The sequence below is a fragment of the Streptomyces sp. NPDC050121 genome (assembly GCF_044460385.1).
Taxonomy (GTDB): domain Bacteria; phylum Actinomycetota; class Actinomycetes; order Streptomycetales; family Streptomycetaceae; genus Streptomyces; species Streptomyces soliscabiei.
The window spans coordinates 86,985-111,696 of the sequence record NZ_JBITJV010000014.1 but is presented as its reverse complement, the minus strand read 5'-3'; the positions used below and the strand labels follow the sequence as shown (position 1 = coordinate 111,696).

The 24,712-nt window shown below is 70.1% G+C and carries 19 protein-coding genes and 1 pseudogene; 3 read left to right on the top strand and 17 right to left on the bottom strand.

Features of this window, described 5'->3' with window-relative positions; all coding sequences use genetic code 11:
• Positions 1-15: 15 nt before the first annotated feature.
• From ACIBTS_RS22425 to ACIBTS_RS22385, 9 genes are all read right to left on the bottom strand, one after another.
• A complete protein-coding gene (locus ACIBTS_RS22425; protein ID WP_399321546.1) occupies positions 16-636 on the bottom strand; it encodes a sarcosine oxidase subunit gamma in 621 nt (206 codons plus the stop codon).
• Positions 629-3,862 carry a sarcosine oxidase subunit delta family protein gene (locus ACIBTS_RS22420; protein ID WP_399321544.1) on the bottom strand — a complete coding sequence of 1,078 codons (3,234 nt, stop codon included), beginning with the start codon at positions 3,860-3,862 and terminating at the stop codon, positions 629-631. Before ACIBTS_RS22420 ends, ACIBTS_RS22425 begins: the two co-directional genes overlap by 8 nt.
• A 22-nt stretch (positions 3,863-3,884) precedes the next feature.
• On the bottom strand, positions 3,885-5,117 hold the full coding sequence (locus tag ACIBTS_RS22415; protein WP_319671649.1) for a sarcosine oxidase subunit beta family protein: 1,233 nt from the start codon (positions 5,115-5,117) through the stop codon (positions 3,885-3,887).
• Between the two features lie 31 nt (positions 5,118-5,148).
• Positions 5,149-6,009, bottom strand: a complete 861-nt coding sequence (locus ACIBTS_RS22410; RefSeq protein ID WP_399321543.1) for a bifunctional methylenetetrahydrofolate dehydrogenase/methenyltetrahydrofolate cyclohydrolase — start codon at positions 6,007-6,009, stop codon at positions 5,149-5,151.
• Positions 6,010-6,031: 22 nt separating this feature from the next.
• Positions 6,032-8,470 carry an FAD-dependent oxidoreductase gene (locus tag ACIBTS_RS22405; RefSeq protein WP_399321541.1) on the bottom strand — a complete coding sequence of 813 codons (2,439 nt, stop codon included), beginning with the start codon at positions 8,468-8,470 and terminating at the stop codon, positions 6,032-6,034.
• A 218-nt stretch (positions 8,471-8,688) separates the two neighbouring features.
• Entirely contained in the window at positions 8,689-9,657 is a 969-nt protein-coding gene (locus tag ACIBTS_RS22400) for an ABC transporter substrate-binding protein (protein ID WP_399321539.1), read from the bottom strand.
• Between the two features lie 14 nt (positions 9,658-9,671).
• Complete coding sequence (locus tag ACIBTS_RS22395; protein ID WP_399321537.1) at positions 9,672-11,672, bottom strand: ABC transporter permease; 2,001 nt, start codon at positions 11,670-11,672, stop codon at positions 9,672-9,674.
• Positions 11,672-12,760: a glycine betaine/L-proline ABC transporter ATP-binding protein gene (locus ACIBTS_RS22390; RefSeq protein WP_399321536.1), complete on the bottom strand. Its 1,089-nt coding sequence runs from the start codon at positions 12,758-12,760 to the stop codon at positions 11,672-11,674. Before ACIBTS_RS22390 ends, ACIBTS_RS22395 begins: the two co-directional genes overlap by 1 nt.
• A 20-nt stretch (positions 12,761-12,780) precedes the next feature.
• Positions 12,781-14,250: an aldehyde dehydrogenase family protein gene (locus ACIBTS_RS22385; RefSeq protein WP_399321534.1), complete on the bottom strand. Its 1,470-nt coding sequence runs from the start codon at positions 14,248-14,250 to the stop codon at positions 12,781-12,783.
• 218 nt (positions 14,251-14,468) lie between these two features.
• Here ACIBTS_RS22385 and purU point away from each other — a divergent pair, with 218 nt between their 5' ends.
• Positions 14,469-15,350, top strand: a complete 882-nt coding sequence (purU, locus tag ACIBTS_RS22380; RefSeq protein WP_319671642.1) for a formyltetrahydrofolate deformylase — start codon at positions 14,469-14,471, stop codon at positions 15,348-15,350.
• Positions 15,351-15,463: 113 nt separating this feature from the next.
• On the opposite strand, the gene ACIBTS_RS22375 is transcribed toward purU, so the two are convergent.
• The 3 genes from ACIBTS_RS22375 to betA are packed head-to-tail and all read right to left on the bottom strand — an operon-like array spanning position 15,464 to position 18,438.
• Positions 15,464-15,889: a hypothetical protein gene (locus ACIBTS_RS22375; protein WP_399321532.1), complete on the bottom strand. Its 426-nt coding sequence runs from the start codon at positions 15,887-15,889 to the stop codon at positions 15,464-15,466.
• Positions 15,890-15,921: 32 nt separating this feature from the next.
• Positions 15,922-16,764 carry a methylenetetrahydrofolate reductase gene (locus ACIBTS_RS22370; protein ID WP_399321530.1) on the bottom strand — a complete coding sequence of 281 codons (843 nt, stop codon included), beginning with the start codon at positions 16,762-16,764 and terminating at the stop codon, positions 15,922-15,924.
• Between the two features lie 3 nt (positions 16,765-16,767).
• A complete protein-coding gene (gene betA / locus ACIBTS_RS22365) occupies positions 16,768-18,438 on the bottom strand; it encodes a choline dehydrogenase (protein ID WP_399321529.1) in 1,671 nt (556 codons plus the stop codon).
• Between the two features lie 202 nt (positions 18,439-18,640).
• Between betA and ACIBTS_RS22360 the strand changes: the two genes are divergently transcribed.
• A complete protein-coding gene (locus ACIBTS_RS22360) occupies positions 18,641-19,387 on the top strand; it encodes an IclR family transcriptional regulator (protein ID WP_399321727.1) in 747 nt (248 codons plus the stop codon).
• A 15-nt stretch (positions 19,388-19,402) separates the two neighbouring features.
• Here ACIBTS_RS22360 and ACIBTS_RS22355 read toward each other — a convergent pair whose 3' ends face one another.
• From ACIBTS_RS22355 to ACIBTS_RS22335, 5 genes are all read right to left on the bottom strand, one after another.
• The gene (locus tag ACIBTS_RS22355; RefSeq protein ID WP_399321527.1) at positions 19,403-20,533 is read right to left on the bottom strand and encodes an aromatic ring-hydroxylating dioxygenase subunit alpha; all 1,131 of its coding nucleotides are present in this window, start codon (positions 20,531-20,533) and stop codon (positions 19,403-19,405) included.
• Positions 20,534-20,661: 128 nt separating this feature from the next.
• Positions 20,662-21,825, bottom strand: coding sequence for an NAD(P)/FAD-dependent oxidoreductase (locus ACIBTS_RS22350; protein WP_399321525.1), 1,164 nt, complete (start codon positions 21,823-21,825; stop codon positions 20,662-20,664).
• Positions 21,822-22,184 carry a bifunctional 3-phenylpropionate/cinnamic acid dioxygenase ferredoxin subunit gene (locus ACIBTS_RS22345; protein ID WP_079658103.1) on the bottom strand — a complete coding sequence of 121 codons (363 nt, stop codon included), beginning with the start codon at positions 22,182-22,184 and terminating at the stop codon, positions 21,822-21,824. The genes ACIBTS_RS22350 and ACIBTS_RS22345 overlap by 4 nt, the downstream gene beginning before the upstream one ends.
• A 195-nt stretch (positions 22,185-22,379) precedes the next feature.
• Positions 22,380-23,012 carry an MBL fold metallo-hydrolase gene (locus tag ACIBTS_RS22340; protein ID WP_399321523.1) on the bottom strand — a complete coding sequence of 211 codons (633 nt, stop codon included), beginning with the start codon at positions 23,010-23,012 and terminating at the stop codon, positions 22,380-22,382.
• Positions 23,009-24,094: an S-(hydroxymethyl)mycothiol dehydrogenase gene (locus ACIBTS_RS22335; RefSeq protein WP_319339332.1), complete on the bottom strand. Its 1,086-nt coding sequence runs from the start codon at positions 24,092-24,094 to the stop codon at positions 23,009-23,011. Before ACIBTS_RS22335 ends, ACIBTS_RS22340 begins: the two co-directional genes overlap by 4 nt.
• Before the next feature lie 329 nt (positions 24,095-24,423).
• Here ACIBTS_RS22335 and ACIBTS_RS22330 point away from each other — a divergent pair.
• Positions 24,424-24,696 (top strand): annotated as a pseudogene (locus ACIBTS_RS22330) (family 43 glycosylhydrolase); the annotation flags it as partial.
• Positions 24,697-24,712 lie beyond the last annotated feature (16 nt).

Here is a 24,712-nt window from a genome sequence, read left to right as displayed (position 1 = left end):
CGGGTGCTGTGCGGGTCATCGAGGGCGCTCCGCGGTGGGGGAGGTGGGGACGTATTCCGTCGCCGCGTCCAGCAGCCAGTCCGCCAGGTAGTCGGCGAAGGACGAGCGGACCAGTACCCAGAAACCGGCCCCGGGTTCGTCGCGGGAGACCAGGACGACCTGGGTGCGGCCCAGGGTCGTCTGGACGCAGCGTCCGGCACCGAAGGCGCGCGGGTGCAGGTCCAACGCGCAGCCGTGGGCCAGGAGGTCGCGGGCACGGGGGCCCGCCACGAGGAGCGTCGTGCGCTGGGCGGAGACGTCGGTGACGGAGACCGGTTGGTCTCCGGCGGCCTCCCGGACACGGCTCTCCAGGTCGTGCTGTGTCCCCGGCGGCCCGACCAGCAGCCACTCGTCGGGGCCCAGCCACAGCGCCGTCAACTCCTCCGTGCGGACCACCGTGTTGGGCTCCAGGGGCAGCTGGACGCCCAGTGCCCGCCCTACGGCGTCCCCCGCGGCCCCCTTGGCGTCCAGACGGACGTTCAGCTGGGCCAGGAAGGGGAGTTCGGCCAGCCGGACCGCGCCGCCGGAGCCGCGGGTGGCGGCCGCGAGGCGGTCGGCGGCGGGCGACAGGGGGCTGCTGAGTGCGGTGTCAGCCATCGCGACGGGCTCCCTCGGGGTCGTAGAGGACGGGGCTTGCGACGGTCACCGGGACCAGCCGGTCGCCGACGGGTGCGTAGAGCCGTTCGCCGATGCGGTCCCGGCCGCCCTTGATCAGGGCCAGGGCGAACGTGCGGCCGAGGGCGGCGCTGCGGTAGCTGGAGGTGACATGGCCGAGCATCGGGACGGGCGGGGCGGGCAGCACGCTGTCGGCGACCAGGTGGGCGCCCTCGGGGAGGAAGGCGCCGGGGTCCTCCGGGAGGAGGCCGACCAGCTGCTTGCGGTCGCCGCGCGTGGTGTCGGCACGGGCGTAGGAGCGCTTGCCGATGAAGTCGGGCTTCTTCTTCGACACCACCCAGCTCATGCCGAGGTCCTGCGGGGTGACGGTGCCGTCGGTGTCCTGGCCGATGATCGGGTAGCCCTTCTCGGCGCGCAGGACGTGCATGGTCTCGGTGCCGTACGGGGTGATGCCGTACGGGGCGCCGGCCTCGTACAGCGCCTCCCAGAGGGTGCGGGCCTCCCACGGTGACACGTTGATCTCGTAGGCGAGTTCGCCGGAGAAGCTGATCCGGCAGACGCGTGCCCCGATGCCGGCGACGGTGGTCTCGCGCCAGGCCATGAACGGGAAGTCGTCGTTGGAGACCGCCAGTCGGGGCGCGAGCGCGCCGAGGACCGCGCGCGACTTCGGGCCGACCAGGGCGACCGTGGACCACTGCTCGGTGACCGAGGTGCAGTGGACCTTCAGGTCCGGCCACTCGGTCTGGTGCCACTCCTCCATCCAGTCCAGTACGGCCGCCGCGTTGCCGGTCGTGGTGGTGACCAGGAAGCGGTCCTGGGCGAGGCGGATGACCGTGCCGTCGTCGAAGACCATGCCGTCCGGGCGGCACATCACGCCGTAGCGGATCATGCCGACCTTCAGGGTGCTCATCATGTTCGTGTAGAGCAGGTCGAGGAACGCGCCGGCGTCCGGGCCCTGGACGTCGATCTTGCCGAGGGTGGAGGCGTCCATGAAGGCGACGCCGTCGCGGGCGGCGGCGCACTCGCGCAGGACGGCCGTCTCCATGTCCTCGCCGTCCCGCGGGTAGTACCAGGGGCGCTTCCACTGGCCGACGTTCTCGAACAGGGCGCCATGCTCGACATGCCAGGCGTGCAGGGGCGTCACCCGGACCGGGTCGTGCAGCGCGCCACGGTGGCGGCCGGCGAGCGCGGCGAAGGAGACGGGGGTGTAGGGGGGACGGAAGGTGGTCGTGCCGAGTGCGGAGATGTCCACGCCGAGGAGTTCCGCCACGACACCGCTGGTCAGGACGCCGGAGGTCTTGCCCTGATCAAGGGCGGTGCCTGCCGTGGTGTAGCGCTTGGTGTGCTCGACGGAGAGCATGCCGGCACCGGTGGCGCGGGACAGGTCGTCGACCGTGACGTCGCGCTGGAGGTCGACGAAGCGGGGAGCGCCTTCGCGGCCCGGGACGGTGAACACCTGCATCGGCGGCGTGAGCCGGGGCTGCGCGGGCACCTGCGGAAGGCGAGGCGCCTCGGAGGAGTAGCCCTCGGCCTCGATCGCCCGGGCGCCGGCCGCCGCGCCCTGCGCGAGGACACCGGCCAGGTCGAACACACCGCTCGCGCTGCCCGCGACCTCGACGGCCTGACGGCCGACGTCGGGCACGAAGGCGCCGAGCGCCTCGTCGTAGCGGAGCTTGCCGCCGGACTGGCTGAACAGATGCGCTACGGGGTTCCAGCCTCCGGAGACCAGGAGCAGGTCGGCCGCGAACTCCCGCTGTCCCGTGGTCTCGCCGTACGGGGCGACGGTCACCGCCGTCAGGCGTGCCTCGCCCTCCGTCCCGATGACGGCATGACCGGGCAGCACCTCGATGCCGGCCGCGCGGGCGCGGTCCGCCCAGGCGCCGGGCGCGGGGCGGGTGTCGACGATCGCCGAGATCCCCACCCCGGAGGCCGCCAGGTCCAACGCCGCCGCGTACGCGCTGTCGTTGGTGGTGAACACGACCCCGTGACGGCCGGGGAGGACGCCGTGGCGGTGCAGGTGGGTGCGGGCGGAGGCGGCCAGCATCACGCCGGGGCGGTCGTTGTCCGCGAAGGCGAGGGAGCGCTCATGGGCGCCGGTGGCGAGGACGACCCGGCGGGCGCGGATGCGGTGGACGCGTTCGCGGGAGACGTTGGCCGGGGCTTCGGCGCCGAGGTGGTTGGTGCGGCGCTCGACGGCGAGGAGGTGGTTGTCGTCGTAGTAGCCGAAGACGGTGGTGCGGCGCAGTACGCGTACGTCGGGGGCGGCGTCGAGCTGGGCGGTCAACTCGGCTGTCCAGTCGGCGAGTTCGCCGGTGCCGAGGAGGCTTCCGCCGAGGTCGGGCTCGGCGTCGGCGAGGATGACGCGGGCGCCGCTCTTCGCCGCCGCCGCTGCCGCCGCGAGGCCGGCCGGGCCCGCGCCGACGATCAGCAGATCGCAGTGGGCGTGTACCGCGTCGTAGCGGGCCGGGTCGGGTTGCGTGGCGAGGCGGCCCTGGCCGGGGAGGCTGGTGGCGACCAGCCCGTCGTAGAGCTCGACCGTGGTCGCGGGGAGCATCGGCTCGGGGAAGGGTTCCTCGATCTGGACGACGGCGTTGGGTTCTTCCGCGCCGGCGGAGAAGATGCCTCGGGGGCGGCCGAGTTTGATGCTGGTCGCTGCCGCGATGATGCCGTTGGCGAGGAGGGCGGAGGCAAGGGTGTCGCCGCGGAAGCCCTGGTATTGGGTGCCGTCGAAGGTGAAGGTGAGTGGTGCGGTGCGGTCGACTCGGCCGCCCGTGGCCAGACGGTGAGGTTGGCTGTCGAGCCGTGCTGGGGGCTCTGCCCCCAGGCCCCCGGTCGGCCCTGAAGGGGCCTCGTCCTCGAACTCCCCCAGAGGGGGGACCCCCGGACGGGCTGGATCTACCGGAAGCGGCTGAGAAGTGAGGGGAGGCGACTCAACCGTCTCCGGACGCTCCTCCCCCGTCCGGTACACCGCCAGGATCTCGTTCGTCGCTGTGTTGCGTACCGCGTTGAACCAACGGCGGCAGCCCGCCGCGTGGCTCCAGCGTTCGGCGAAGGGACCCTTGGTGTTCTCGCGGAAGAACAGGTACTTGGCCCACTCCTGGTCGGTCAGGGTCGACGGGTCCGCCGGGTAGGCGACATGGGCCTGGCCGCCGTAGTGGAACTCGGCCTCGTCTCGGGGCCCGCACCACGGGCAGGGGATGAGCAGCATGGTTCGGCTCCCTTGAGGGTCCCTAGTGGGCCACCGCGGCCGCGCCGTGCTCGTCGACGAGCGCGCCGGTGGTGAAACGGTCGAGCGAGAAGGGGGCGTTGAGGGCGTGCGGGGTGTCGTGGGCGATGGTGTGGGCGTAGACCCAGCCGACGCCCGGGGTGGCCTTGAAGCCGCCGGTGCCCCAGCCGCAGTTGAGGTAGAGGTTGTCCACCGGGGTGAGGCCGATGATCGGCGAGGCGTCGGGGCTGACGTCCACGATGCCGCCCCAGGTGCGCAGTACGTGGGCGCGGGCGAAGACCGGGAAGAGTTCCAGGGCCGCCGACATCTGCTCTTCGATGATGTGGAACGCGCCGCGCTGGGTGTACGAGTTGTACGCGTCGATGCCCGCGCCCATCACCAGCTCGCCCTTGTGCGCCTGGCTGACGTACACATGGACCGCGTTGGACATGACGACGGTGGGGTGCACCGGCTCCAGCAGTTCCGATACCAGCGCCTGCAACGGGTGGCTCTGGAGCGGGAGTTCGATGCCGGCCATGGCGGCGAGGACGGAGGTGTGGCCCGCGGAGCACAGGGCGACCTTGCCCGCGGCGATCGGGCCGAGCGTGGTCTGGACGCCGACCACTCGGCCGCCGACCACGTCCAGTCCGGTGACCTCGCAGTTCTGGATGATGTCGATGCCGGCGGCGTCGGCGGAGCGGGCCAGGCCCCAGGCGACGTGGTCGTGCTTGGCGATGCCGGCCCGTGGCTGGTAGGTGGCGCCCAGGACCGGATAGCGCACGTCCGGGGAGATGTTGACGATCGGGCAGACCTCTTTGACGCGCTCCGCGTCGAGCCACTCCGCGTCCACGCCGTTGAGGCGGTTGGCCTCCACGCGGCGCACGCTGTCGCGGACGTCCTGGAGGCTGTGGGCGAGGTTCAGCACGCCGCGCTGGGAGAAGAGGATGGGGTAGTCGAGCTCCTCCGCCAGTCCCTCCCACAGTTTGAGGGCGTGCTCGTAGATGCCGGCGCTCTCGTCCCACAGGTAGTTGGAGCGGATGATCGTGGTGTTGCGGGCCATGTTGCCGCCGGCCAGCCAGCCCTTCTCCAACACGGCGACGTTGGTGATGCCGTGGTTCTTCGCCAGGTAGTGGGCGGTGGCCAGACCGTGGCCGCCGCCGCCCACGATGACGACGTCGTAGGACCGCTTCGGTTCGGGTGTGCGCCACAGCCAGTCGGGGTGCTCGGGGAGTTCGGCGCCGGGGGTGCGGGGGCTCATCGGGCGGCTCCGTCCGGCGCAGGGGACAGGTTCATACGGCGCTCGCGTTCCTCTCGGCGGCCTCGACGACGTTGGCGAGGAGCATCGCCCGCGTCATGGGGCCGACGCCTTTGGGCATCGGCGCGACCCACCCGGCGACCTGCATCGCGCCGGGGTGTACGTCGCCGACGAGCCCGCTGTCGGTGCGGGTGATGCCGACGTCCAGGACGGCCGCGCCCGGACGGAGCATGTCGCCGGTGATCAGGCCGGGTGAGCCGGCGGCCGCGACGACGATGTCCGCCTCGCGCACATGCCAGGCCAGGCCCTTGGTGCCGGTGTGGCACAGGGTGACGGTGGCGTTCTCCGAGCGGCGGGTCAGCAGCAGGCCGATGGGACGGCCGACCGTGATGCCCCGGCCGATCACGCACACCCGCGCGCCGGCGATCGGCACGTCGTAGCGGCGCAGGAGTTCGACGATGCCGCGCGGGGTGCAGGGCAGCGGGGCCTCCTCGCCGAGGACGAGGCGGCCGAGGTTGACGGGGTGCAGACCGTCGGCGTCCTTGGCCGGGTCCATGCGCTCCAGTACGGCGTTCGCGTCCAGGTGGCGCGGCAGCGGGAGTTGCACGATGTAGCCGGTGCAGGCGGGGTCGGCGTTGAGTTCGTCGATGACGTCCTCGACCTGCTGCTGCGTGGCGTCGGCGGGCAGGTCGCGGCGCAGGGAGGCGATGCCGACCTGCGCACAGTCGCGGTGCTTGCCGCCGACGTAGGCGTGGCTGCCGGGGTCGTCTCCGACCAGGACGGTGCCGAGCCCCGGCGGCCGGCCACCGGTGGCGGTCAGCTTGGCGACCCGTTCGGCGAGTTCGCGACGGATGTCGGCGGCGGTCGCCTTGCCGTCGAGGAGTTGTGCGGTCACCGGCGGTACCTCTCCCTCACGGTCAGCCACGGAGGCGGGACATGGACGGGTCGAACAGGGGCTCCTCGGCGACGACCGCCTCGATGCGCCGATCGAAGTAGCCGATGTGGAGGGTGGTCTTGGGGGTGGCGAGTTCCGCCGGGAGCCAGGCGTACGCGATGCCCTTGCCGATCGTGTAGCCGTAGGCGGCGCTGGTGACGTAACCGACCGCGCGGTCTCCGTCGTAGACGGGCTCCTTGCCCATGACCACCGACTGCGGGTCCTCGATGGTGAGGCAGGTGAGCCTGCGCCGTACCTCGGTCTTGCGGCGCTCCAGGGCCGGCTTGCCGATGAAGTCGCCCTTGTCGAGTTTGACGGCGAAGCCGACGCCGGCCTCGTAGGGGTCGTGCTCGTAGGTCATGTCGGTGCCGAAGGAGCGGTAGCCCTTCTCCAGGCGGAGGCTGTTGAAGGCGCCGCGGCCCGCGATGACGCCGCCCAGCGGCTGGGCCGCCTGCCACAGGGTGTCCCACAGTTTCCGGCCGAGGTCGGCGGTGGTGTACAGCTCCCAGCCGAGTTCGCCGACGTAGGACAGGCGCATCGCCGTCACCGGGACGCTGCCGATGTGGGCGCGCTTGGCGCGGAAGTACTTCAGGCCGTCGCCCGAGAAGTCCTCGTCCGTGAGGGGCTGCAGGACCTTGCGGGCGAGCGGGCCCCACAGGCCGATGCAGCAGGTGCCGGGGGTGATGTCGCGGACCTGGACCGTGCCGTCGGCGGGCAGGTGGCGGGTGAACCAGTCGAGGTCCAGGTTGCCGTTGGCGCCGACCTGGAAGAGGTCCGGGGCGAGGCGGGCGACGGTGACGTCGCTGCGGATGCCGCCGTCGTGGTCGAGGAGCAGGGTGTACGTCACCGAGCCGACGGACTTGGCGACCTTGCTGGTGGTGAGGCCCTCCAGGAAGGCGGCGGCGCCGGGGCCGGCCACCTCCAGCCGCTTGAGGGCCGTCATGTCGTACATCGCGACGGTCTCGCGGGTGGCCTGCGCTTCGGCGCCGACGATGGGCGACCAGTACTGCGCGGCCCAGTCGTTGGGCGTGGGGATGTTGCGGCCTTCGACGAGCCCCGCGTTGGCCTCGTACCACTGCGGGCGCTCCCAGCCGTTCGCCTCCAGGAAGAACGCGCCGTGCTCCTGCTGACGGTCATGGAAGGGGCTGGTGCGGATCGGGCGCGGCTTCCCGGACGGCTGGAGCGGGTGGAGGATGTCGTAGACCTCGACGAAGTTCTGGCAGTCGCGCGCCAGCACGTACTCCGGGGAGAGCTGGTGCTGCTCGAAGCGGTTGACGTCGCACTCGTGCAGGTCGAAGGACGAGCAGTAGCCGTCGACCAGCCATTCGGCCATCGCCCGGCCGACGCCCGCCGAGTGCGTGACCCAGACGGCCTCGGCGACCCAGAAGCCCTTGACGTCCGTCGACTCGCCGAGCAGCGGGAAGTTGTCGGTGGTGAAGGAGAACAGGCCGTTGATGCCTTCCTCGACCTTCGCCTCCTGCGTGGCGGGGAGGAGGGATCGGGTCTCGGCCCAGGCGGGTTCGAAGTCCTCCTCGGTGAACTTCAGGACCGAGGGCATGTCGGCGGCCTCGTCGACGGAGAGGATCTCGTCGGCGGTGATGGGCATGGGGCGGTGGCCGTAGTAGCCGATGCCGATGCCGTCGAAGCGGTCGCGGTAGTAGAGGTCGGCGTCCTGGTGGCGCAGGATCGGGCGCACCGCCTCCTCGGTCTGGCCCGCGAGGGCCGGTACCGGGCCGGTCCAGGCGAGCTGGTGGGCGAGCGGCGTGAGCGGCAGGTTCATGCCGACCATGCGGGCGATCTTCGGGCCCCAGATGCCGGCGCAGCACACGACGATGTCGGCCGCGATCTCGCCCTGGTCGGTGAGGACGCCGGTGACGCGGCCGTCGGCCTGCTGGACGTCGAGGACCTCGTGGCGGGCCAGGAACGTCACGCCGCGCTCGGTGGCCCGGCGGATCTGCGCCTCGACGGCGAGGACGGCCTTGGCGAGGCCGTCGGTGGGGATCAGGAGGCCGCCGAGGACCTTGTCGCGGTTGACCAGCGGGTGCTGCTCGACGCATTCGTCGGCGCTCAGGAGGCGGGCTTCGATGCCCCAGGCGGTGATCCAGCCGTGGCGGCGGTGCAGTTCCGTCAGCCGCTCGGGGGTGGTCGCCACTTCGAGGCCGCCGACCTGCAGGAAGCAGGGCTTGCCGTCGACGTCGAGGGAGCAGAACTTCTCGACGGTGTAGCGGGCCAGCTCGGTCATGGTCTTGGAGGAGTTCGTCTGGAAGACCAGGCCCGGGGCGTGTGACGACGAGCCCCCGGTGGCGGGCAGCGGGCCCTGGTCGACCACGGTCACTTCGGTCCAGCCGCGCGCGGAGATCTCGTCCGCGAGCGCCGCTCCCACGACACCCGCTCCGATGATCACCACTCGGGGTCCCGCCATCGCCGCACCTCCGGAATCAAAACCGATCGAGTTGCTTTCTGCGCAACATGGTTCAGGCTGCGCAACTCAATGTGCCTGCCCCGAGGAGGGGGTGTCAAGAGGTCCGTGACGTCGGACGGCAGCCCGGAACAGGGGCCGGAACACGGCAATGCCCGGTGGGCGGGGCGCATCGCGCGCACCGCCCACCGGGCGTGTTCGACCGGTGATCGACCTTGGGGCTACTTGAGCCAGGCGTCCACCTTGTCCTTGTGGGCCTCGACCCACTTCTTGGCCGCCGCGTCGTCGGACAGCTTGTCCTGCGCGATGTACTTGGCGACCTCGTTCTGGTCGTCGTTCGTCCAGTTGAAGTTCTTCACCAGGTTGTAGGCGGGGCTGCCGGACTTGGCGAACTTCGTGCTGACGATCTTGTTGAGGTCGTACACGGGATAGTCGCAGGCGATCTTCGCCGCGTCGGCGTCACAGCCCGTCTTGTAGGCGGGCAGGGAGACCTTCTTCAGCGGGACCTCGGACAGGAACCACTGCGGCTCGTAGAAGTAGCCGATCACCCACTTCTGGTTCTTCTCGGCGTCACGGAAGGCCGTGATGAGGGCGGCCTCACTGCCCGCGTACACCACCTTGAAGTCCAGGTTCAGGTTCTTCACCAGCGCCGCGTCGTTGGTGACGTACGACGGGTCGCCGTCCAGGAGCTGGCCCTTGCCGCCCGACTCGGACGTCTTGAACTTCGAGGCGTACTTGTTGAGGTTCTTCCACTGGAGGATGTCGGGGTGCGCCTTGGCCAGCCACGGCGGCACGTACCAGCCGATGATGCCCTTGTTGCCGGTCTGGCCGGCGTCCACGGCGGTCTTCTGCTGGTCGATGTACTTCTTCACCAGGTCGGCGTGGCCCCAGTTCTCCAGGACCGCGTCGACCTCGCCGGTGCCGAAGCCCTGCCAGGCGATCTCTTCCTTCAGGTTCTTCTTGTTGACCGTGCAGCCGAGGTTGTGCTGTGCGACGTACGCGACGACCGCCGCGTCGGCCTCGTAGCCCACCCAGGGGTTGACCGCGAGGTTGAACGTGCCGCACTTGCCGGAGCTGCCCGCGCTGTTCGAACCCGAGGAGGTGTCGCCGACCTTCGCGCCGCCGCAGGCGGTCAGGGTGAGGCCGAGGACGGCCAGGCCGGCCGCGCCGGCTCGCCAGTGTCTTGCCATGGTGTCCTGCTCCTTTAAGCGCCCGCGCGTCGCGCCGCGGCCTGAGTGATCCGGTCGAACATGACTCCGAGCAGTACGATGGCGAGTCCTGCCGCCAGCCCCTTGCCGTACAGCTCTCCCTGCGAGAATCCGGCCACGACGTCGTAGCCGAGGGCCCCTGCTCCTACCAGGCCGCCCACAACAACCATCGACAGCACGTAGATCAGGCCCTGGTTGGTTGCGAGCGTCAGGGCACTGCGTGACATCGGCAGTTGGACCTTGGTGATGATCTGCCAGGTGTTGCACCCGGCGGAGGTGGCCGCCTCGACGGTGGCCTCGGGCACGGCCCGGATCCCGTCGGCGATGATCTTCATGGCGACGGGCGCCCCGTAGACGATCGCGGCGACGATGGCAGTGAAACGGGTGGCGCCGAACAACGCGAGGAACGGCACGAGATAGACGAACGGAGGCATGACCTGGGCCGCGTCCAATGTGGGCCGGATCATGCGGTCGGCCATCGCGCTGCGGCCCATCCACACCCCGAAGACGATGCCGAGGATCATCACCAGCACCGTCGCGACGAGCGTCGAGGCCATCGTCGTCATGGCGTCCGACCACACGCCGGTGGCGACCAGCAGGCCCACGCACACGGCCGTGGTGATCCCGGCCTTCCAGCCGCCGAGCACCACTGCCAGTGCGACCAGCACCGCGCCGACGAGCCACCACGGGGAGTCGGTGAGCAGCGTCTGGAACGGGTTGAGCAGGCCGTTGGTGATGGCGTCGCGGAAGGCGTTGGTCATGCCCGACAGGTTGTCCTGCACCCAGTTGGTCGCGGTGTCCGTCGCGCTCGCGATGTGGCTGCCGACGGTGCCGTCGCCGGGGAAGTCGGCCGCCCACAGGTAGGTGTGCGAGAGGTAGACCAGGACCACCGTGACCACTGCGCCCACGCCGAGCAGCGGTCGCCGCCACTTCGCGAAGTCGTGCTTGGCGTTCCGGGCATTCTCCTCGCGTGCGCTGGCCGCGGTCGTGACCCGGTCCAGCACGATCGCCATGATCACGATGGCCAGGCCCGCGTTGAAGGCCGTGCCGACGTCGAGCGACTGCAGTGCCTGCAGCACGTTCACGCCGAGGCCCGGCGCGTTGATCAGGGCCGCGAGGGTCACCATGGCCAGGGCGGCCATGATGGTCTGGTTGACGCCCATCACCACGGTCCGCTTGGACATCGGCAGCAGGACCTTCAGCAGCGACTGCCGGCGCGTGGCGCCGAGGGAGTCGGCCGCCTCGACCGTCGTCTTGGAGACGTTGCGGATGGCGTGCGCCGTGATGCGGATCGTCGGCGGGGCCGCGTAGATCACGGTGGCGATGGTGGCGGACGTACCGCCGATGAGGAAGAACAGGGTCAGCGGCGCCAGGTAGACCATGGTCGGCATCGTCTGCATGAAGTCCAGGAAGGGCGTCATGAGCCGGTTGAACCGGTCCGAGAGACCGGCCCACACCCCGAGCGGGATCGCGAACAGCAGGGCCACGAACACCGCGCACAGGACGAGCGCCAGGGTGTCCATGCTCGCCTGCCACAACCCCTGCAGCCCGAAGAAGGTGAAGCCCGCCACGGCCAGTAGGGCGACCTTCCAGTTGGCCAGGGCCCAGGAGACGTAGCCGGCCAGGCCGACGACGCCGAGCCAGCCGATCTGCGGGACCGGGCGGGCCCCGGACGGCTGGGAGATCAGGTGCTGGACGAAGGTCACCAGGTTGTCGATGACCAGCCGGATCTCGTTGAAGAAGTACAGGAAGAGCGGGTTGGAGTTGCGGTTGGCGCCGACGGAGTCGTTGAAGTCGTTGATCCACCGGTGCAGGTCGGTCAGATCGGCCACCGCCAGGGACAGGGTCTGCTTGCCGCGCAGGATGGCGAACAGCGCCAGCCAGACGACGAGGATCGCGCCGATCATCACGGGCCGACCGACCTTGCGCACCCGTTTGACGGGCGCGACCGGCTCCACGGCCTCTGTTTTCTCGGGTTTCTCTATGGCGACGGTCATTACGCGCCGCCTTCCTGTCCGGCGACCACCGCGAGGATCTCCTCGTCGCCGACAATGCCGAGCAGCTTGCCGTTCTCGACGACCTTGACCGGCTTGTCGGCCGCCAGTACCGCCCGGGTGGCCTCCTTCACCACGACGTCCGGGCCCAGCTCGGGGCCGTCCAGGGCGTCGCCGTTCTCCGGAGCGCGCATGATCCACCGCAGGGTGAGCACATCGCCGCGCGGCACGTCCTTGACGAATTCGCGTACGTAGTCGTCGGCGGGGGCGCCGACCAGTTCGTCGCCGGTGCCGCACTGGACCATCTTGCCGTCCCGCATGATCAGGATGCGGTCGCCCAGCTTGAGGGCCTCGGAGAGGTCGTGGGTGATGAACACCATCGTCTTGCCGACCTCGTGGTGCAGCCGGATGACCTCGTTCTGCATGTCACGGCGGATCAGCGGGTCGAGGGCGGAGAACGGCTCGTCGAAGAAGAGGACGTCCGGGTCGCCGGCCAGCGCCCGGGCGAGTCCGACGCGCTGCTGCATACCGCCGGAGAGCTGGTCGGGGTAGGAGTTCTCGTAGCCGGAGAGGCCGACCAGTTCGACGACCTCCAGGGCGCGCTTGGCGCGTTCGGCCCTGCTCATGCCGCGGATCTCCAGGCCGAAGGCCACGTTGTCGACGACCCGGCGGTGCGGCAGCAGCCCGAAGTGCTGGAAGACCATGGAGAACTTGTGGCGCCTGAGGTCGCGCAGGCGTTTGGCGTCCGCGTCGCGGATGTCCTCGCCCTCGAAGACGAGCTCGCCGGCGGTGGGTTCGATCAGCCGGGTCAGACATCGCACCAGCGTGGACTTGCCGGAGCCGGACAGGCCCATGACGACGAAGACCTCGCCCTTGCGGACGTCGAAGTTCACGTCGCGTACGGCGGCGGTGCATCCGGTGCGGTCCATGAGCGCACGGCGGGTGAGGCCGCACAGCTCCTCGGAGTCCGGGACCCGGTCGGCCTTCGGCCCGAACACCTTCCACAGCCGGCGCACGGATATGACCGGAGTACCGTCCGAATCCTGAGGAATGCCGCTCCGCGGCGATACCTCGGTCTGCGTGGGGGTCACGATCGACCTCTTTTCGGCGTTCAGCCGCGGAACCAGTGTTGCGGCCGGGGTTGGATGTTCTGCCAGATGTGCTTGGGCTCTCGGTACTCGTCCAGACCGGTCGGTCCCAACTCCCGGCCCACGCCCGAGTGCCCGAAGCCACCCCATTCCGCTTGCGGCACATAGGGGTGGTAATCGTTGATCCACACCGTGCCGTGACGCAGCCGCCGGGCGACCCGCTGGGCCCTGCCCGCATCCTGGGTCCAGACGGCGCCGGCGAGCCCGTACTCGGTGTCGTTGGCGATGCGGACGGCGTCGTCCTCGTCGGTGAAGCGTTCCACGGTGAGGACGGGCCCGAAGGACTCCTCGTGGACCACGCGCATGTCCTGTCGGCACTCGTCGAGGACGGTCGGCGGGTAGTAGTGGCCGCCCGCGAGGGCCGGGTCGTCGGGCCGTGCGCCGCCGCAGCGCAGTACGGCGCCCTCGGCGAGGCCGGCCGCCACGTACGCCTCGACCTTCGCCAGGTGCTGCGCGGAGATCAGCGCTCCGGTCTCGGCCTCGGCGTCGAAGGGGCCGCCGAGGCGGATCTGCCGGGCGCGGCGCACGACCTCGTCGACGAGACGGTCGTGCAGCGAGTCCTCGACGATCAGCCGCGCCCCGGCCGAGCAGACCTGGCCGGAATGCAGGAAGACGGCCGTGAGGGCGAAGTCCACGGCCGTCTCGAAGTCGGCGTCGGCGAAGATCACGTTGGGGTTCTTGCCGCCGAGCTCCAGCGCGACCTTCTTCACGGTCGCGGCGGCCGTGGCCATGATCCGCTTGCCGGTCTCCAGGCCGCCCGTGAAGGAGACCATGTCGACAGCCGGGTGCTCGGAGAGCGGGGCGCCCACCTCGGGTCCCGCGCCCAGGACGAGGTTGGCGGCGCCGGCCGGGAGCCCGGCCTCCGCCAGCGCCCGCATCAGCAGGATCGAGGTGGAGGGGGTGAGCTCACTGGGTTTGAGGACGATCGTGTTGCCCGCCAGGAGCGCCGGAGCGACCTTCCAACTGGCTTGCAGCAGTGGATAGTTCCACGGAGTGATCAGTGCGCACACGCCGATCGGCTCGTACACGACGCGGCTGACGGCGTCGTCCCGGCCGGTGTCGATCACGCGGCCGGCGTCGGTTCCGCCGAGCCCACCGTAGTATCGGAAGCAGGAGACGACGTCGGCGATGTCGTACTCGCTCTCCACCAGCCGTTTGCCGGTGTCCAGCGACTCGGCGCGGGCGAACTCCTTGGCGTCGCGCTCGATGATGTCGGCGGTCCGCAGCAGCAGCGTGCCGCGCTCCCGCTCGGGTGTGCCCGGCCACGGTCCCTCGTCGAAGGCACGGCGGGCCGCGGTGATCGCCGCCTCGGTGTCGGAACGGGTCCCTTCGGAGACGGTCGCGGTGAGCGTGCCGTCGGCGGGACAGCGGATGTCCCGGCGCCCTCCGGCGACCGGGTCCCGCCACTGCCCATCCACATACAGGTCTGCCACGCGCCAAGCCCTTCAGCTGAAATGCGTTGCGCATCATGCATTCAATTGCTTGTGGTGGAACACCATGACGAATGCCGTAGAGCTACGTCAAGAGGTTGACGGATGACGATTCAGTCAGGCGGGCACTTGCGCCGCCACCCTTGACCGCAGGCGGCCCCGACCCGACCATGTTGCGTATCGCTCACCATGTTGTGCATTACGCATCAACGGAGGCCGCTGTGTCCACTACGCCCCCTCGCCCGCACCCCGGCCGCGAGTTCGTCCTCACCCTTTCGTGCCCCGACAGCGCCGGACTGGTCCACGCGGTGAGCGGCTTCATCGTCAGGAACTCCGGCAACATCCTGGAGAGCCAGCAGTTCGATGATCGACTCGAGGGCCGTTTCTTCATGAGGGTCCACTTCGCCGTCTCCGATCCGGACGCCGACATGAAAACTCTGCGTTACCGATTCGGTCCGGTGGCCGAGGCGTACCGCATCGCCTGGACCCTCAGCGAGGCGTCGACCCCCACCAGGACGCTGATCATGGTGTCCAAATTCGGCCACTGCCTGAACGATCTGCTCTTCCGCCGGCGCACCGGCGCCCTGAACATCGACATCCCGGCGATCGTCTCCAACCACCGGGACTTCGAGGGACTCGCGGAGACCTACGGCGTGCCCTTCCACCACATCCCGGTCACGAAGGACACCAAGGCCGAGGCCGAGGCGCGCCTCATGGAGCTGGTCGGCGAGCTGAACATCGACCTGGTGGTGCTGGCCCGCTACATGCAGATCCTCTCCGACGACCTGTGCAAGCAGCTCGAGGGCCGCGCCATCAACATCCACCACTCCTTCCTCCCCAGCTTCAAGGGCGCGCGCCCCTACGACCAGGCCTACGCCCGCGGTGTGAAGCTCGTCGGCGCGACGGCGCACTACGTGACGCCCGACCTGGACGAGGGGCAGATCATCGAGCAGGACGTGGTCAGGGTGGACCACTCCCTCGACTCCGGCGACCTGGTCACGGTCGGCCGGGACGTGGAGGCCCAGGTACTCGCCCACGCGGTGAAGTGGCACAGCGAGAGCCGGGTGATGGTGGACGGCAACCGCACGGTGGTCTTCCGCTGAGCACAGCGCAAACCGAGGAGCGGACCGATTCTTCGGTCCGCTCCTCTTCGTATACGGCTTCGTGGCGGCTTCGTGGCGGCTTCGTATACGGCCCTCGCGCGCGGGCGCCCGGCTCAGCCCCGCCCGTGCCCGGAGCGCCGAGCCCAGCGCCGCAGCCGTGCCACGCACTGCGCCTTCGCCTCACTCAGCGAAGCGAACTCGTCGGCGCTGCTCATGAAGGCCGTGACCGGCGTCCACCGGCCGCGCCCCGCCGCCGTTTCCCAGCGGACCGCGGGAAAGTCCGTGACCGCCCGAATCCGTTGCCGCGGTATCGCCCGCGTCCACAGCAGCCCGCGCACCACCAGCCGGTCGGCCTCGCATCTGACGCCGATCCGGTAGCCGCGCACGGTGAGCGTCGCGCTGAGAGCGAGGACGACCGCGGCGGCGCCCCATGACAGCGGGTCCAGCCTCTCGGCGCCGTACGCCACGGCCCCCAGCGCCGGCCCGAACCAGGGCGCCGCGTACGCCACCCGTACCGGCCTCGGCGGCAGTATCTCCACGGCGCCATTCTCCTTCGGCACGGCCTTGGGCGTCAGCCTGCGAGACGGTCCGTGAGGGCGCGACGCCAGCGTTCCGTCTCGGCGATCTGGTTGAAGGTGAACAGGTGCAGGCCGGGCACGTCTGCCGCGGGAGCGGTGAGGGCCGGCTCGACGCGTTCCAGCAGCCTCTCCGGGGAGTAGCCGCCGGGCGTCGCGAACCGCAGGAACCACGAGGCGTGCTTCGTCAGGAAGCGCGTCGACTCGCCCACGCCGATCTTCGTCGCCATCGCGAGCAGCTTGGCCCGCTGCACGGGCCCGGCGACACCCACGTACACGGGCAGAGTGACGCCCCGCCGCCGTATCCGCGCGACCCACTCGCCCAGCACGCGCGGGTCGAAGCAGAGGTTGCTCACGATGTACGTGGCGTGCTCGCGCTTGTCCCACATGGCCTGGACGGTGACGTCGTCGTGGATGAGCGGATGGCTCTCCGGGTAGCCGGTGACGCCGACGCGGGGGAAGGGGCTGCCCAGCTCGCTCAGCCTGCGCAGCACCGGGAGCGCGCCGTCGTAGGCACCGGCCGGCGGGTCCGCGTCGCCCGCGGGGACGAAGACGTCGTCCACGCCCGCCTCGCGGAGCCGGTCGACGACCTCCTTCAGGTGCCCATCGTCCCGCAGCAGCCGTGCGGGCACGTGCGGGACCACCCGGTAGCCGTGCGCGGCGAGCCGCCCGGCGAGGTCGAGGGTCGGCTCCAGGCCCTTGACCGGCGACGCCGTCACGGTGACGACGACGTCGCGCGGGACATGGGCGAGGACCTTGTCCTCGGTCGCCTTCGCGGGCAGCACCTCGTAGCGGACGTTGTCATTGCGCAGCAGCGTGCTCAGCCCGTCGCCGCCCAAGGTCTACCGGGCCTGCTGCCGGGCGTCACGGTGGCGGTAGTACGCGGCCGCGGAGGCGGGCAGCGGCTCCTTGCCGAGGATCAGGTCGGCGGCCTTCTCGGCGATCATCATCACCGGTGCGTAGATGTTGCCGTTGGTGACGTACGGCATCACCGACGCGTCCACCACGCGCAGCCCCTCCACGCCGTGCACCCGCATGCTGGCCGGGTCGACGACGGCCATCTCGTCGGTGCCCATCTTGCAGGTGCAGGACGGGTGCAGAGCGGTCTCGCCCTCCTTGGCGACCCAGGCGAGGATCTCCTCGTCCGTCTCCACCTTCGGGCCGGGCGAGATCTCCCCGTCGTTGTACGGGGCCAGCGCGGGCTGGTTGAGGAGCTTGCGGGCCACCCGGATCGCCTCGACCCATTCGCGTCGGTCCTGCTCGGTGGAGAGGTAGTTGAAGCGCAGGGCCGGGTGCTCGCGCGGGTCCTTGCTCTTGATCTTCACCGAGCCGATGGCGTCGGAGTACATGGGACCCACATGCACCTGGTAGCCGTGGCCGCCGGCCGGCGAGGAGCCGTCGTAGCGGACCGCGATCGGCAGGAAGTGGAACATGAGGTTGGGGTAGTCCACGTCGTCGTTGCTGCGGGCGAAGCCGCCCGCCTCGAAGTGGTTGGTCGCGGCGGGACCCTTGCGGAAGAGCCACTGCAGCCCGATGAAGGGGGCGCGCCACTTCGCCATGTACGGCTGCATGGAGACGGGCTGCTTGCAGGCGTACTGGATGTAGACCTCGAGGTGGTCCTGCATGTTCTCGCCGACGCCCGGCAGGTCGTGGACGACGTCGATGCCGAGGGCGCACAGTTCCTCGGCGTTGCCGACGCCGGAGAGCTGGAGGAGCTGCGGGGAGTTGATGGCGCCGCCGCAGAGGATGACCTCCTTGGCCCGGACCTGCGTCGGGGCGCCCTTGCCGCGCCGGTACTCGACGCCGACGGCCCTCTTGCCCTCGAACAGGACGCGGGTGACGAGGGCGCGGGTCGTGACGGTGAGGTTCGGCCGCTTCTTCGCGGGCTTGAGGTACGCCTTCGAGGCCGACAGCCGGCGTCCGCGGTGGACGTTGCGGTCGAACTTGGCGAAACCCTCCTGCCGGTAGCCGTTGACGTCGTCGGTGGGCGCGTAGCCCGCCTCCTGGGTGGCCTTGAGGAAGGCGCCGAAGAGCGGGTTGGTGGCCGGGCCGCGTTCGAGGACGAGGGGGCCGTCATGGCCGCGGAACTCGTCGTCCGGGTCGGCCGCGAGACAGTTCTCCATGCGCCGGAAGTAGGGCAGACAGTGGGCGTAGTCCCAGGTCTGCATGCCGGGGTCGGCGGCCCAGCGCTCGTAGTCCATGGGGTTGCCGCGCTGGAAGATCATGCCGTTGATGCTGCTGGAGCCGCCGAGCACCTTGCCGCGCGCGTGGTAGACGCGCCGGCCGCCCATGTGGGGCTCGGGCTCGGACTCGTACTTCCAGTCGTAGAACCGGCTGCCGATCGGGTAGGTCAGCGCCGCGGGCATCTGGATGAAGACGTCCCACGGGTAGTCGGACCGGCCGGCCTCCAGGACCAGGACCCGGTTGGCCGGATCCGCGGAGAGTCTGTTCGCCAGTGCACTGCCGGCCGAACCACCGCCGACGATGACGAAGTCGTAGTGCAGGGGAGCCATGGTGCCTCGTCTCGCTCGCGCCGTAGATACGCGAGGCATGGTAGTACCGGTAGCGTCATACGCACTAGGTTGCGAACGACGCAACTTGCAAGGTCTTGGTTTCGGTGCCGTTACTTGCAGTGGCGTTGTTTACTACGCGTATAGTTTTGCTGTGAGCAACCAAAGCCAAGACACCGAAACGTCCAACTCCCAGGCCGGCGGAGTGCAGTCGGTCGACCGCGCCATCAGCGTCCTGGAGATCCTGGCCCAACGCGGCGAGGCAGGCGTCAGCGAGGTGGCCGCCGAGATCGATGTTCACAAATCCACCGCGTTCCGTCTGCTCGGAGCCCTGGAGTCGCGCGGGCTGGTGGAGCAGGCGGGCGAGCGCGGCAAGTACCGCCTGGGCTTCGGCATAGTACGCCTGGCCGGCGCGGTCACGGGACGCATCGACATCACCCAGCAGGGCCGCCCGGTCTGCGAGCGGCTCGCCGAGGAGATCGGCGAGACGGTCAACATCGCCGTCATGCAGGAGCACTACGCGATCAACCTCTACCAGGTGCGCGGCCCCGGCGCCGTCACCGCGCACAACTGGGTCGGCCAGCTGACCCCGCTGCACGCCACCTCCAGCGGCAAGATCCTGCTGGCCCACCTGCCCGCGAAGGAGCGCGCCGCGCTGCTGGCCGAGGCCGGGCTGAAGAAGGTCACCCCGCACACCATCACCGCGAGGACGAAGCTCGAGAGGAACCTCGCCGAGGCCCGCGAGCGCGGCTACGCGTGGACCCTGGAGGAGCTGGAGATCGGCCTGCACGCCATGGCCGCCCCGATTCGCAACCGCGACGGGGAGGTCATCGCGGCACTCAGCGCCTCCGGGCCCGCCTACCGCTTCACCGAGGAGCGTCTGCACGAGCTCTCCCCGGTGCTGCTCAAGGGCGCCGAGGAGATCAGCCACCGGATGGGCTACCTGGGCTGAGCAGGCCGGCACCGGCTACTGGGGGCGGCTGCCCAGGCGCTCGCTCACCCAGTCGTGGAAGGCGCCGATGTGGTGCTCGCTGGGCACCAGCACCCCGCCCTTGGCGTACATGCGGGAGCTCATTCCGGGCTGCGTGCGCTCGCACGCGTCGAAGTCCTGGCGGTTGACCCGGTCGAAGAGTTCCACCGAGCGGCTGACGTCCTTCCCGCTCTCGACGACGTCCGGAAGGTACAGCCAGTCGCATTCGACGATCGTGCGGTCGACGGCCACCGGGTACATCCGGTGGAAGATCACATGGTCGGGGACGAGGTTGATGAACACCTGCGGCTTGACGGTGATCGCGTAGTAGCGGCGGTCCTGGTCCTCCGCCACCCCGGGGATGCGGTCCAGGCCCTCGGAGCCGTCGACGGTGAAGCCCTGCACCTCCTCGCCGAACTCGGCGCCGTGGCCGACGTAGTACTGGGCGGCGTAGCCGTCGGCGAACTCGGGGAGCACCTCGGTGAGTTCGGGGTGGATGGTGGCGCAGTGGTAGCACTCCATGAAGTTCTCGATGATGAGCTTCCAGTTCGCCTTGACGTCGTAGACGATCCGTTTGCCGACCGAGAGGTTGTCGATGTCGTAGCGCTGGATCGACTCCACATCGCCCAGCCGCGCGACGACCTCGCCGATGACGTCCTCCTCGAAGGAGGGCGGGTTCTCCGCGAGGCACACCCAGACGTAGCCGAGCCATTCCCGCACGGCGATGCTCACCAGACCGTACTCGGTGCGGCCGACGTCGGGCATCTTGGTCAGGTTGGGCGCCGCGACGAGCTTGCCGTTCAGGTCGTACGTCCAGGCGTGGTACGGGCATTGGAAGGCCCGCTTGACCTCGCCGGTCTCCTCCGTGCACAGCTTGGCGCCGCGGTGCCGGCACACATTGAAGTAGGCACGGATGCTGTTGTCCCGTGCGCGGGTGACGAGGATGCTCTCGCGGCCCACGTCGACGGTGCGGAAGGCACCGGGCTTCGCCAGTTCGGAGGCGCGCGCGACGCAGAACCACATGGATTCGAATATGCGCTCCTGCTCCTGGGTGAAGATCGTGGGATCCGTGTAGGAGGAGCCGGGGAGGGTGGCGATCAGGCTGTCCGGCAGGCTGGTCGAGGTCACGATGCACTCCTCGGGAACGTCGTGGAGGGGTCGGTCACGCGCCGGGAAGAGCGACACCGGGCGGCGTTGTGCAGGAAGCGATGCGGCGTGCATGGGCAGCCGCGGCGGGTGATGCGGGTGGGGCGGGGTCAGGACGTCGCGGCGGCGAGTTGCTTACGCCAACGGGTGAACAGCCGGGGCTGGTTCATCCCGAGGACGGCGACCGGATGTCCGGCGCGCCGGTAGACGGCCAGGACGTTGCGGTCGTCCGCGGCGCCCTCCTCGACCGTCACGCTGTCGGCGCCGGCCGCGTGGCCGGCGAACTGGATCTTGACGCCGTACTGGTCGGACCAGAAGTACGGCGGCCGGGGCACGCCGGGTTCCACCGCTCCGCCCGCGAGCAGTACGGCGACCGCGGCGTCGGGGCGCTCGCGCGCTCCGGTCCAGTGCTCGACACGGCGGTGGGCGCCCGCGCGAGGGTCGTACCAGTTGGCGCAGTCGCCGACGGCGACCACCCCGGCGAGAGCCGTGCGTCCGTCGGCGCCGCACTTCACGCCGTTGTCGAGCTCGACGCCCGATCCCGCCAGCCAGTCGACGCACGGCCGGGCCCCCACACCGACCACCACGATGTCGGCCGGGACGCTGCGGCCGTCCTCGAGCAGGACGGCGTCGACGCGGGACTCGCCGCTCAGCCCCTTGACGCCCACGCCGCACAGCAGGCGAACGCCGTGGTCGGTGTGGAGAGCGGAGACGACGGCGCCCATGGCCGCGCCGAGCGGTCCGGCGAGCGGCGTCGGGGCCACCTCGACGACCGTCACGTCGAGCCCGAGGGCGCAGGCGGTGGAAGCGACCTCGGCGCCGATGAATCCGCCGCCGATCACCACCAGCCGTCCACCCCGGGCCAGTTCGTCGCGCAGGGCGCGGGCGTCGTCCAGGGTGCGCAGCGCGTGCACTCCGGCCAGGCCCTCGGTACCGGGCAGTGTGCGCGCGGCGGCGCCGGTCGCGATGACGATGCCGTCGGCGCGCACCTCCCGTCCGTCGGCGAGCCGGACGGCCCGCTCGGTGCGGTTGAGTCCGGTGGCGCGGACGCCCAGCAGCCACTCCGCCCGCAGGTCCTCGTCGTCCGCCTCCAGCGAGAGCTCCGCCTCGCCGAGGGCGCCGGCCAGGAACTCCTTGGACAGCGGGGGCCTGTCGTACGGGCGGTGCGTCTCGTCGCCGATGACGACCAGCCGCCCGTCGTAGCCCTGCTTGCGCAGTGAGCGTGCCGCCGAGAGTCCGGCCAGCGAGGCGCCCACCACGGCCACGGTTCTCACGCGGGACCTCCGGCGAGCCGGGAGGCGATGCAGGGCGGCAGGTTCGGGGCGTCCGTGGACACCCGGACATGGATCATGCCGTCCTCGACGACGACCTCGTGCGTCCGGACCGGAAGCTTGGCCGGCGGGGCGTCGACGGCGCCGGTCCGCAGGTCGAACTTCGAGGCATGCAGTGGGCATTCCACCTCGCAGCCCTCCAGCCAGCCGTCGGCGAGCGAGGCGTCCTGGTGGGTGCAGGTGTCGTCGATGGCGAAGAGCTCGCCGTCGTCGGTGTGGAACACCGAGACCGGCGGGTCGATGTCGAGCCGGAAGGCCTCACCTCGCGGGAGATCCGCGAGACGGCACGCGGGAATCATCATGACACCTCGGTGCGTATAGCGAAACGGATTGCGGTTAGCGCAACGCCAGTCTGCGGGCCGCTCCGAACCGTTGTCAAGGCGTCCAAAGGCCTCGTTCCAAGGGCTCGGGCGACCGGCCTCCGGGCAGCTCGAAGCGCCCGAACCACCTGCGCAAACAGGCGGAACGGGCGCCGCACGAGGAACACCGGAAGGCGGTCAGAATCCGCGGTCGATCCACTCCTGAAGGTGCGGAGCCTCGGCTCCGACGGTGGTCGTCTCCCCGTGCCCGGTGTGTACGACGGTGTCGCCCGGCAGCGTGAGCAGCCGGCCCCGGATCGAGTCGACGATGGTGGGGAAGTCGCTGTACGAGCGCCCCGTGGCGCCGGGCCCGCCCGCGAACAGCGTGTCGCCGCTGAACAGCGCCGACAGGGCGGGCGCGTACAGACAGACGGCGCCCGGGGCGTGCCCCGGGGTGTGCAGCACGGTCAGCTCGACGCCGGCCACCGTGAGCAGCCGGCCGTCGGCGAGTTCGCCGTCGGGCATCCGGTCCGGGTGGGTCTGCTTCCACAGCGGGAGGTCGTCCGGGTGGAGGAGGATCGGCGCTCCGGTGCGCGCCGCGAGTTCGGGTGCGGCGTCGATGTGGTCGTTGTGGGCGTGGGTGCAGACGATGGCCGTCAGCGTGCGCCCGCCGACGGCTTCGGCGATGGCCCCGGCGTCGTGGGCGGCGTCGACGACGATCACCTCGTGGTCGTCGCCGATGATCCACACGTTGTTGTCGACGTCCCAGGTGCCGCCGTCCAGCGAGAACGTCCCCGAGGTCACCAGGTGTTCGATGCGGGCGGCCGTCACAGGACCACGACCGAGCGCAGGACGTCGCCGCCGTGCATCCGCTCGAAGGCCTTCTCCACCTCGTCCAGCTGGATGGTCTCGGTGACGAAGGCGTCCAGGTCGAGCCGGCCCTGGAGATAGAGGTCGATGAGCATCGGGAAGTCGCGGGAGGGCAGGCAGTCGCCGTACCAGGACGACTTCAGCGAGCCGCCCCGCCCGAACACGTCGAGCAGGGGCAGCTCGAGCTTCATCTCGGGGGTGGGCACGCCGACCAGGACGACCGTGCCGGCGAGGTCGCGGGCGTAGAAGGCCTGCTTGTAGGTCTCCGGGCGGCCGACCGCCTCGATGACGACGTCGGCGCCGAAGCCGCCGGTCAGCTCGCGGATCGCCTCGACCGCGTCGTTCTCCTTGGAGTTGACGGTGTGGGTCGCGCCGAGCTTCTTGGCCGTGGCCAGTTTCCGGTCGTCGATGTCCACCGCGATGATCTTCGCCGCGCCGGCCAGGTGCGCGCCGACGACCGCCGCGTCCCCCACTCCGCCACAGCCGATGACGGCCACGCTGTCACCGCGTCCGACGTTGCCGGTGTTGATGGCGGCGCCGAGGCCGGCCATCACCCCGCATCCCAGCAGACCGGCGGCCGCCGCCGAAGCCGCCGGGTCGACCTTCGTGCACTGACCGGCCGCCACCAGCGTCTTCTCCGCGAACGCGCCGATGCCCAGCGCCGGGGACAGCTCGGTGCCGTCGAGCAGGGTCATCTTCTGCTTGGCGTTGTGCGTGTTGAAGCAGTACCAGGGGCGGCCGCGCAGACAGGCCCGGCACTGGCCGCACACCGCACGCCAGTTGAGGATGACGAAGTCGCCGGGCGCGACATCGGTGACCCCCTCCCCCACCGACTCCACGACGCCTGCGGCCTCATGCCCCAGCAGGAAGGGGAAGTCGTCGTTGATGCCGCCCTGCCGGTAGTGCAGATCGGTGTGGCAGACCCCGCAGGCCTCGATCTTCACCAGCGCCTCCCCCGGGCCGGGATCGGGCACGATGATCGTTTCCAGGCTGACGGGGGCGCCCTTCCCTCGCGCGACGACAGCACGGACCTGATGCGTCATGGCCACTCCTCGGCTGGTACGAGACCTGAGTCGATGTTGCTCATTGCGGCACGTTTTCCATGTGCCGCAACAAAGCATCGTGGAGCACCGACCGGGGGTCAAGACACGTCCCGGCGCGGGCGTCCCCGACGAGATGCGTCGAAGCGCTTCGACAACTACAGCGGTCCCAGCACGCTCTTCAGCACGGTTTTTGACGATAGGCACGTTGCCCACGCACCCGTTGAAAGGCACAGTCGCACGTGCGACTTTCGAAGCGCTTCAACATATCGACTCTCACAGCGCGTTTTCCTCGACCGCACACCCGCACACCCACAGACCTCTGGACGGACATGGCGTTCTTCGACAATCCCGTGATCCCCGGCTTCAGCCCTGACCCGAGCATCTGCCGGTCCGGCGACGACTACTACGTGGCGACGTCCAGCTTCGAGTACGTACCGGGCGTGCCGATCTGGCACAGCCGTGACCTGGTGCACTGGCGGCTGATCGGGCACGCGCTGGACCGGCCCTCGCAACTGGAGCTCCCCGACACGGCCCCCTCCTCCACAGGGGTGTACGCGCCCACGCTGCGCCGCCACGACGGCCGGTTCTGGCTGATCACCACCGAGGCCTGACGCGAGG

What these genes read in the sequence shown, in the direction of transcription:
- ACIBTS_RS22425 (WP_399321546.1), bottom strand. Translation starts at nt 636, where the DNA reads ATGGCTGACACCGCACTCAGCAGCCCCCTGTCGCCCGCCGCCGACCGC.
- ACIBTS_RS22415 (WP_319671649.1), bottom strand. Translation starts at nt 5,117, where the DNA reads ATGAGCCCCCGCACCCCCGGCGCCGAACTCCCCGAGCACCCCGACTGG.
- ACIBTS_RS22335 (WP_319339332.1), bottom strand. Translation starts at nt 24,094, where the DNA reads ATGACGCATCAGGTCCGTGCTGTCGTCGCGCGAGGGAAGGGCGCCCCC.
- ACIBTS_RS22395 (WP_399321537.1), bottom strand. Translation starts at nt 11,672, where the DNA reads ATGACCGTCGCCATAGAGAAACCCGAGAAAACAGAGGCCGTGGAGCCG.
- betA (WP_399321529.1), bottom strand. Translation starts at nt 18,438, where the DNA reads ATGGCTCCCCTGCACTACGACTTCGTCATCGTCGGCGGTGGTTCGGCC.
- ACIBTS_RS22405 (WP_399321541.1), bottom strand. Translation starts at nt 8,470, where the DNA reads ATGGCGGGACCCCGAGTGGTGATCATCGGAGCGGGTGTCGTGGGAGCG.
- ACIBTS_RS22420 (WP_399321544.1), bottom strand. Translation starts at nt 3,862, where the DNA reads ATGCTGCTCATCCCCTGCCCGTGGTGCGGGCCCCGAGACGAGGCCGAG.
- ACIBTS_RS22400 (WP_399321539.1), bottom strand. Translation starts at nt 9,657, where the DNA reads ATGGCAAGACACTGGCGAGCCGGCGCGGCCGGCCTGGCCGTCCTCGGC.
- ACIBTS_RS22345 (WP_079658103.1), bottom strand. Translation starts at nt 22,184, where the DNA reads ATGATGATTCCCGCGTGCCGTCTCGCGGATCTCCCGCGAGGTGAGGCC.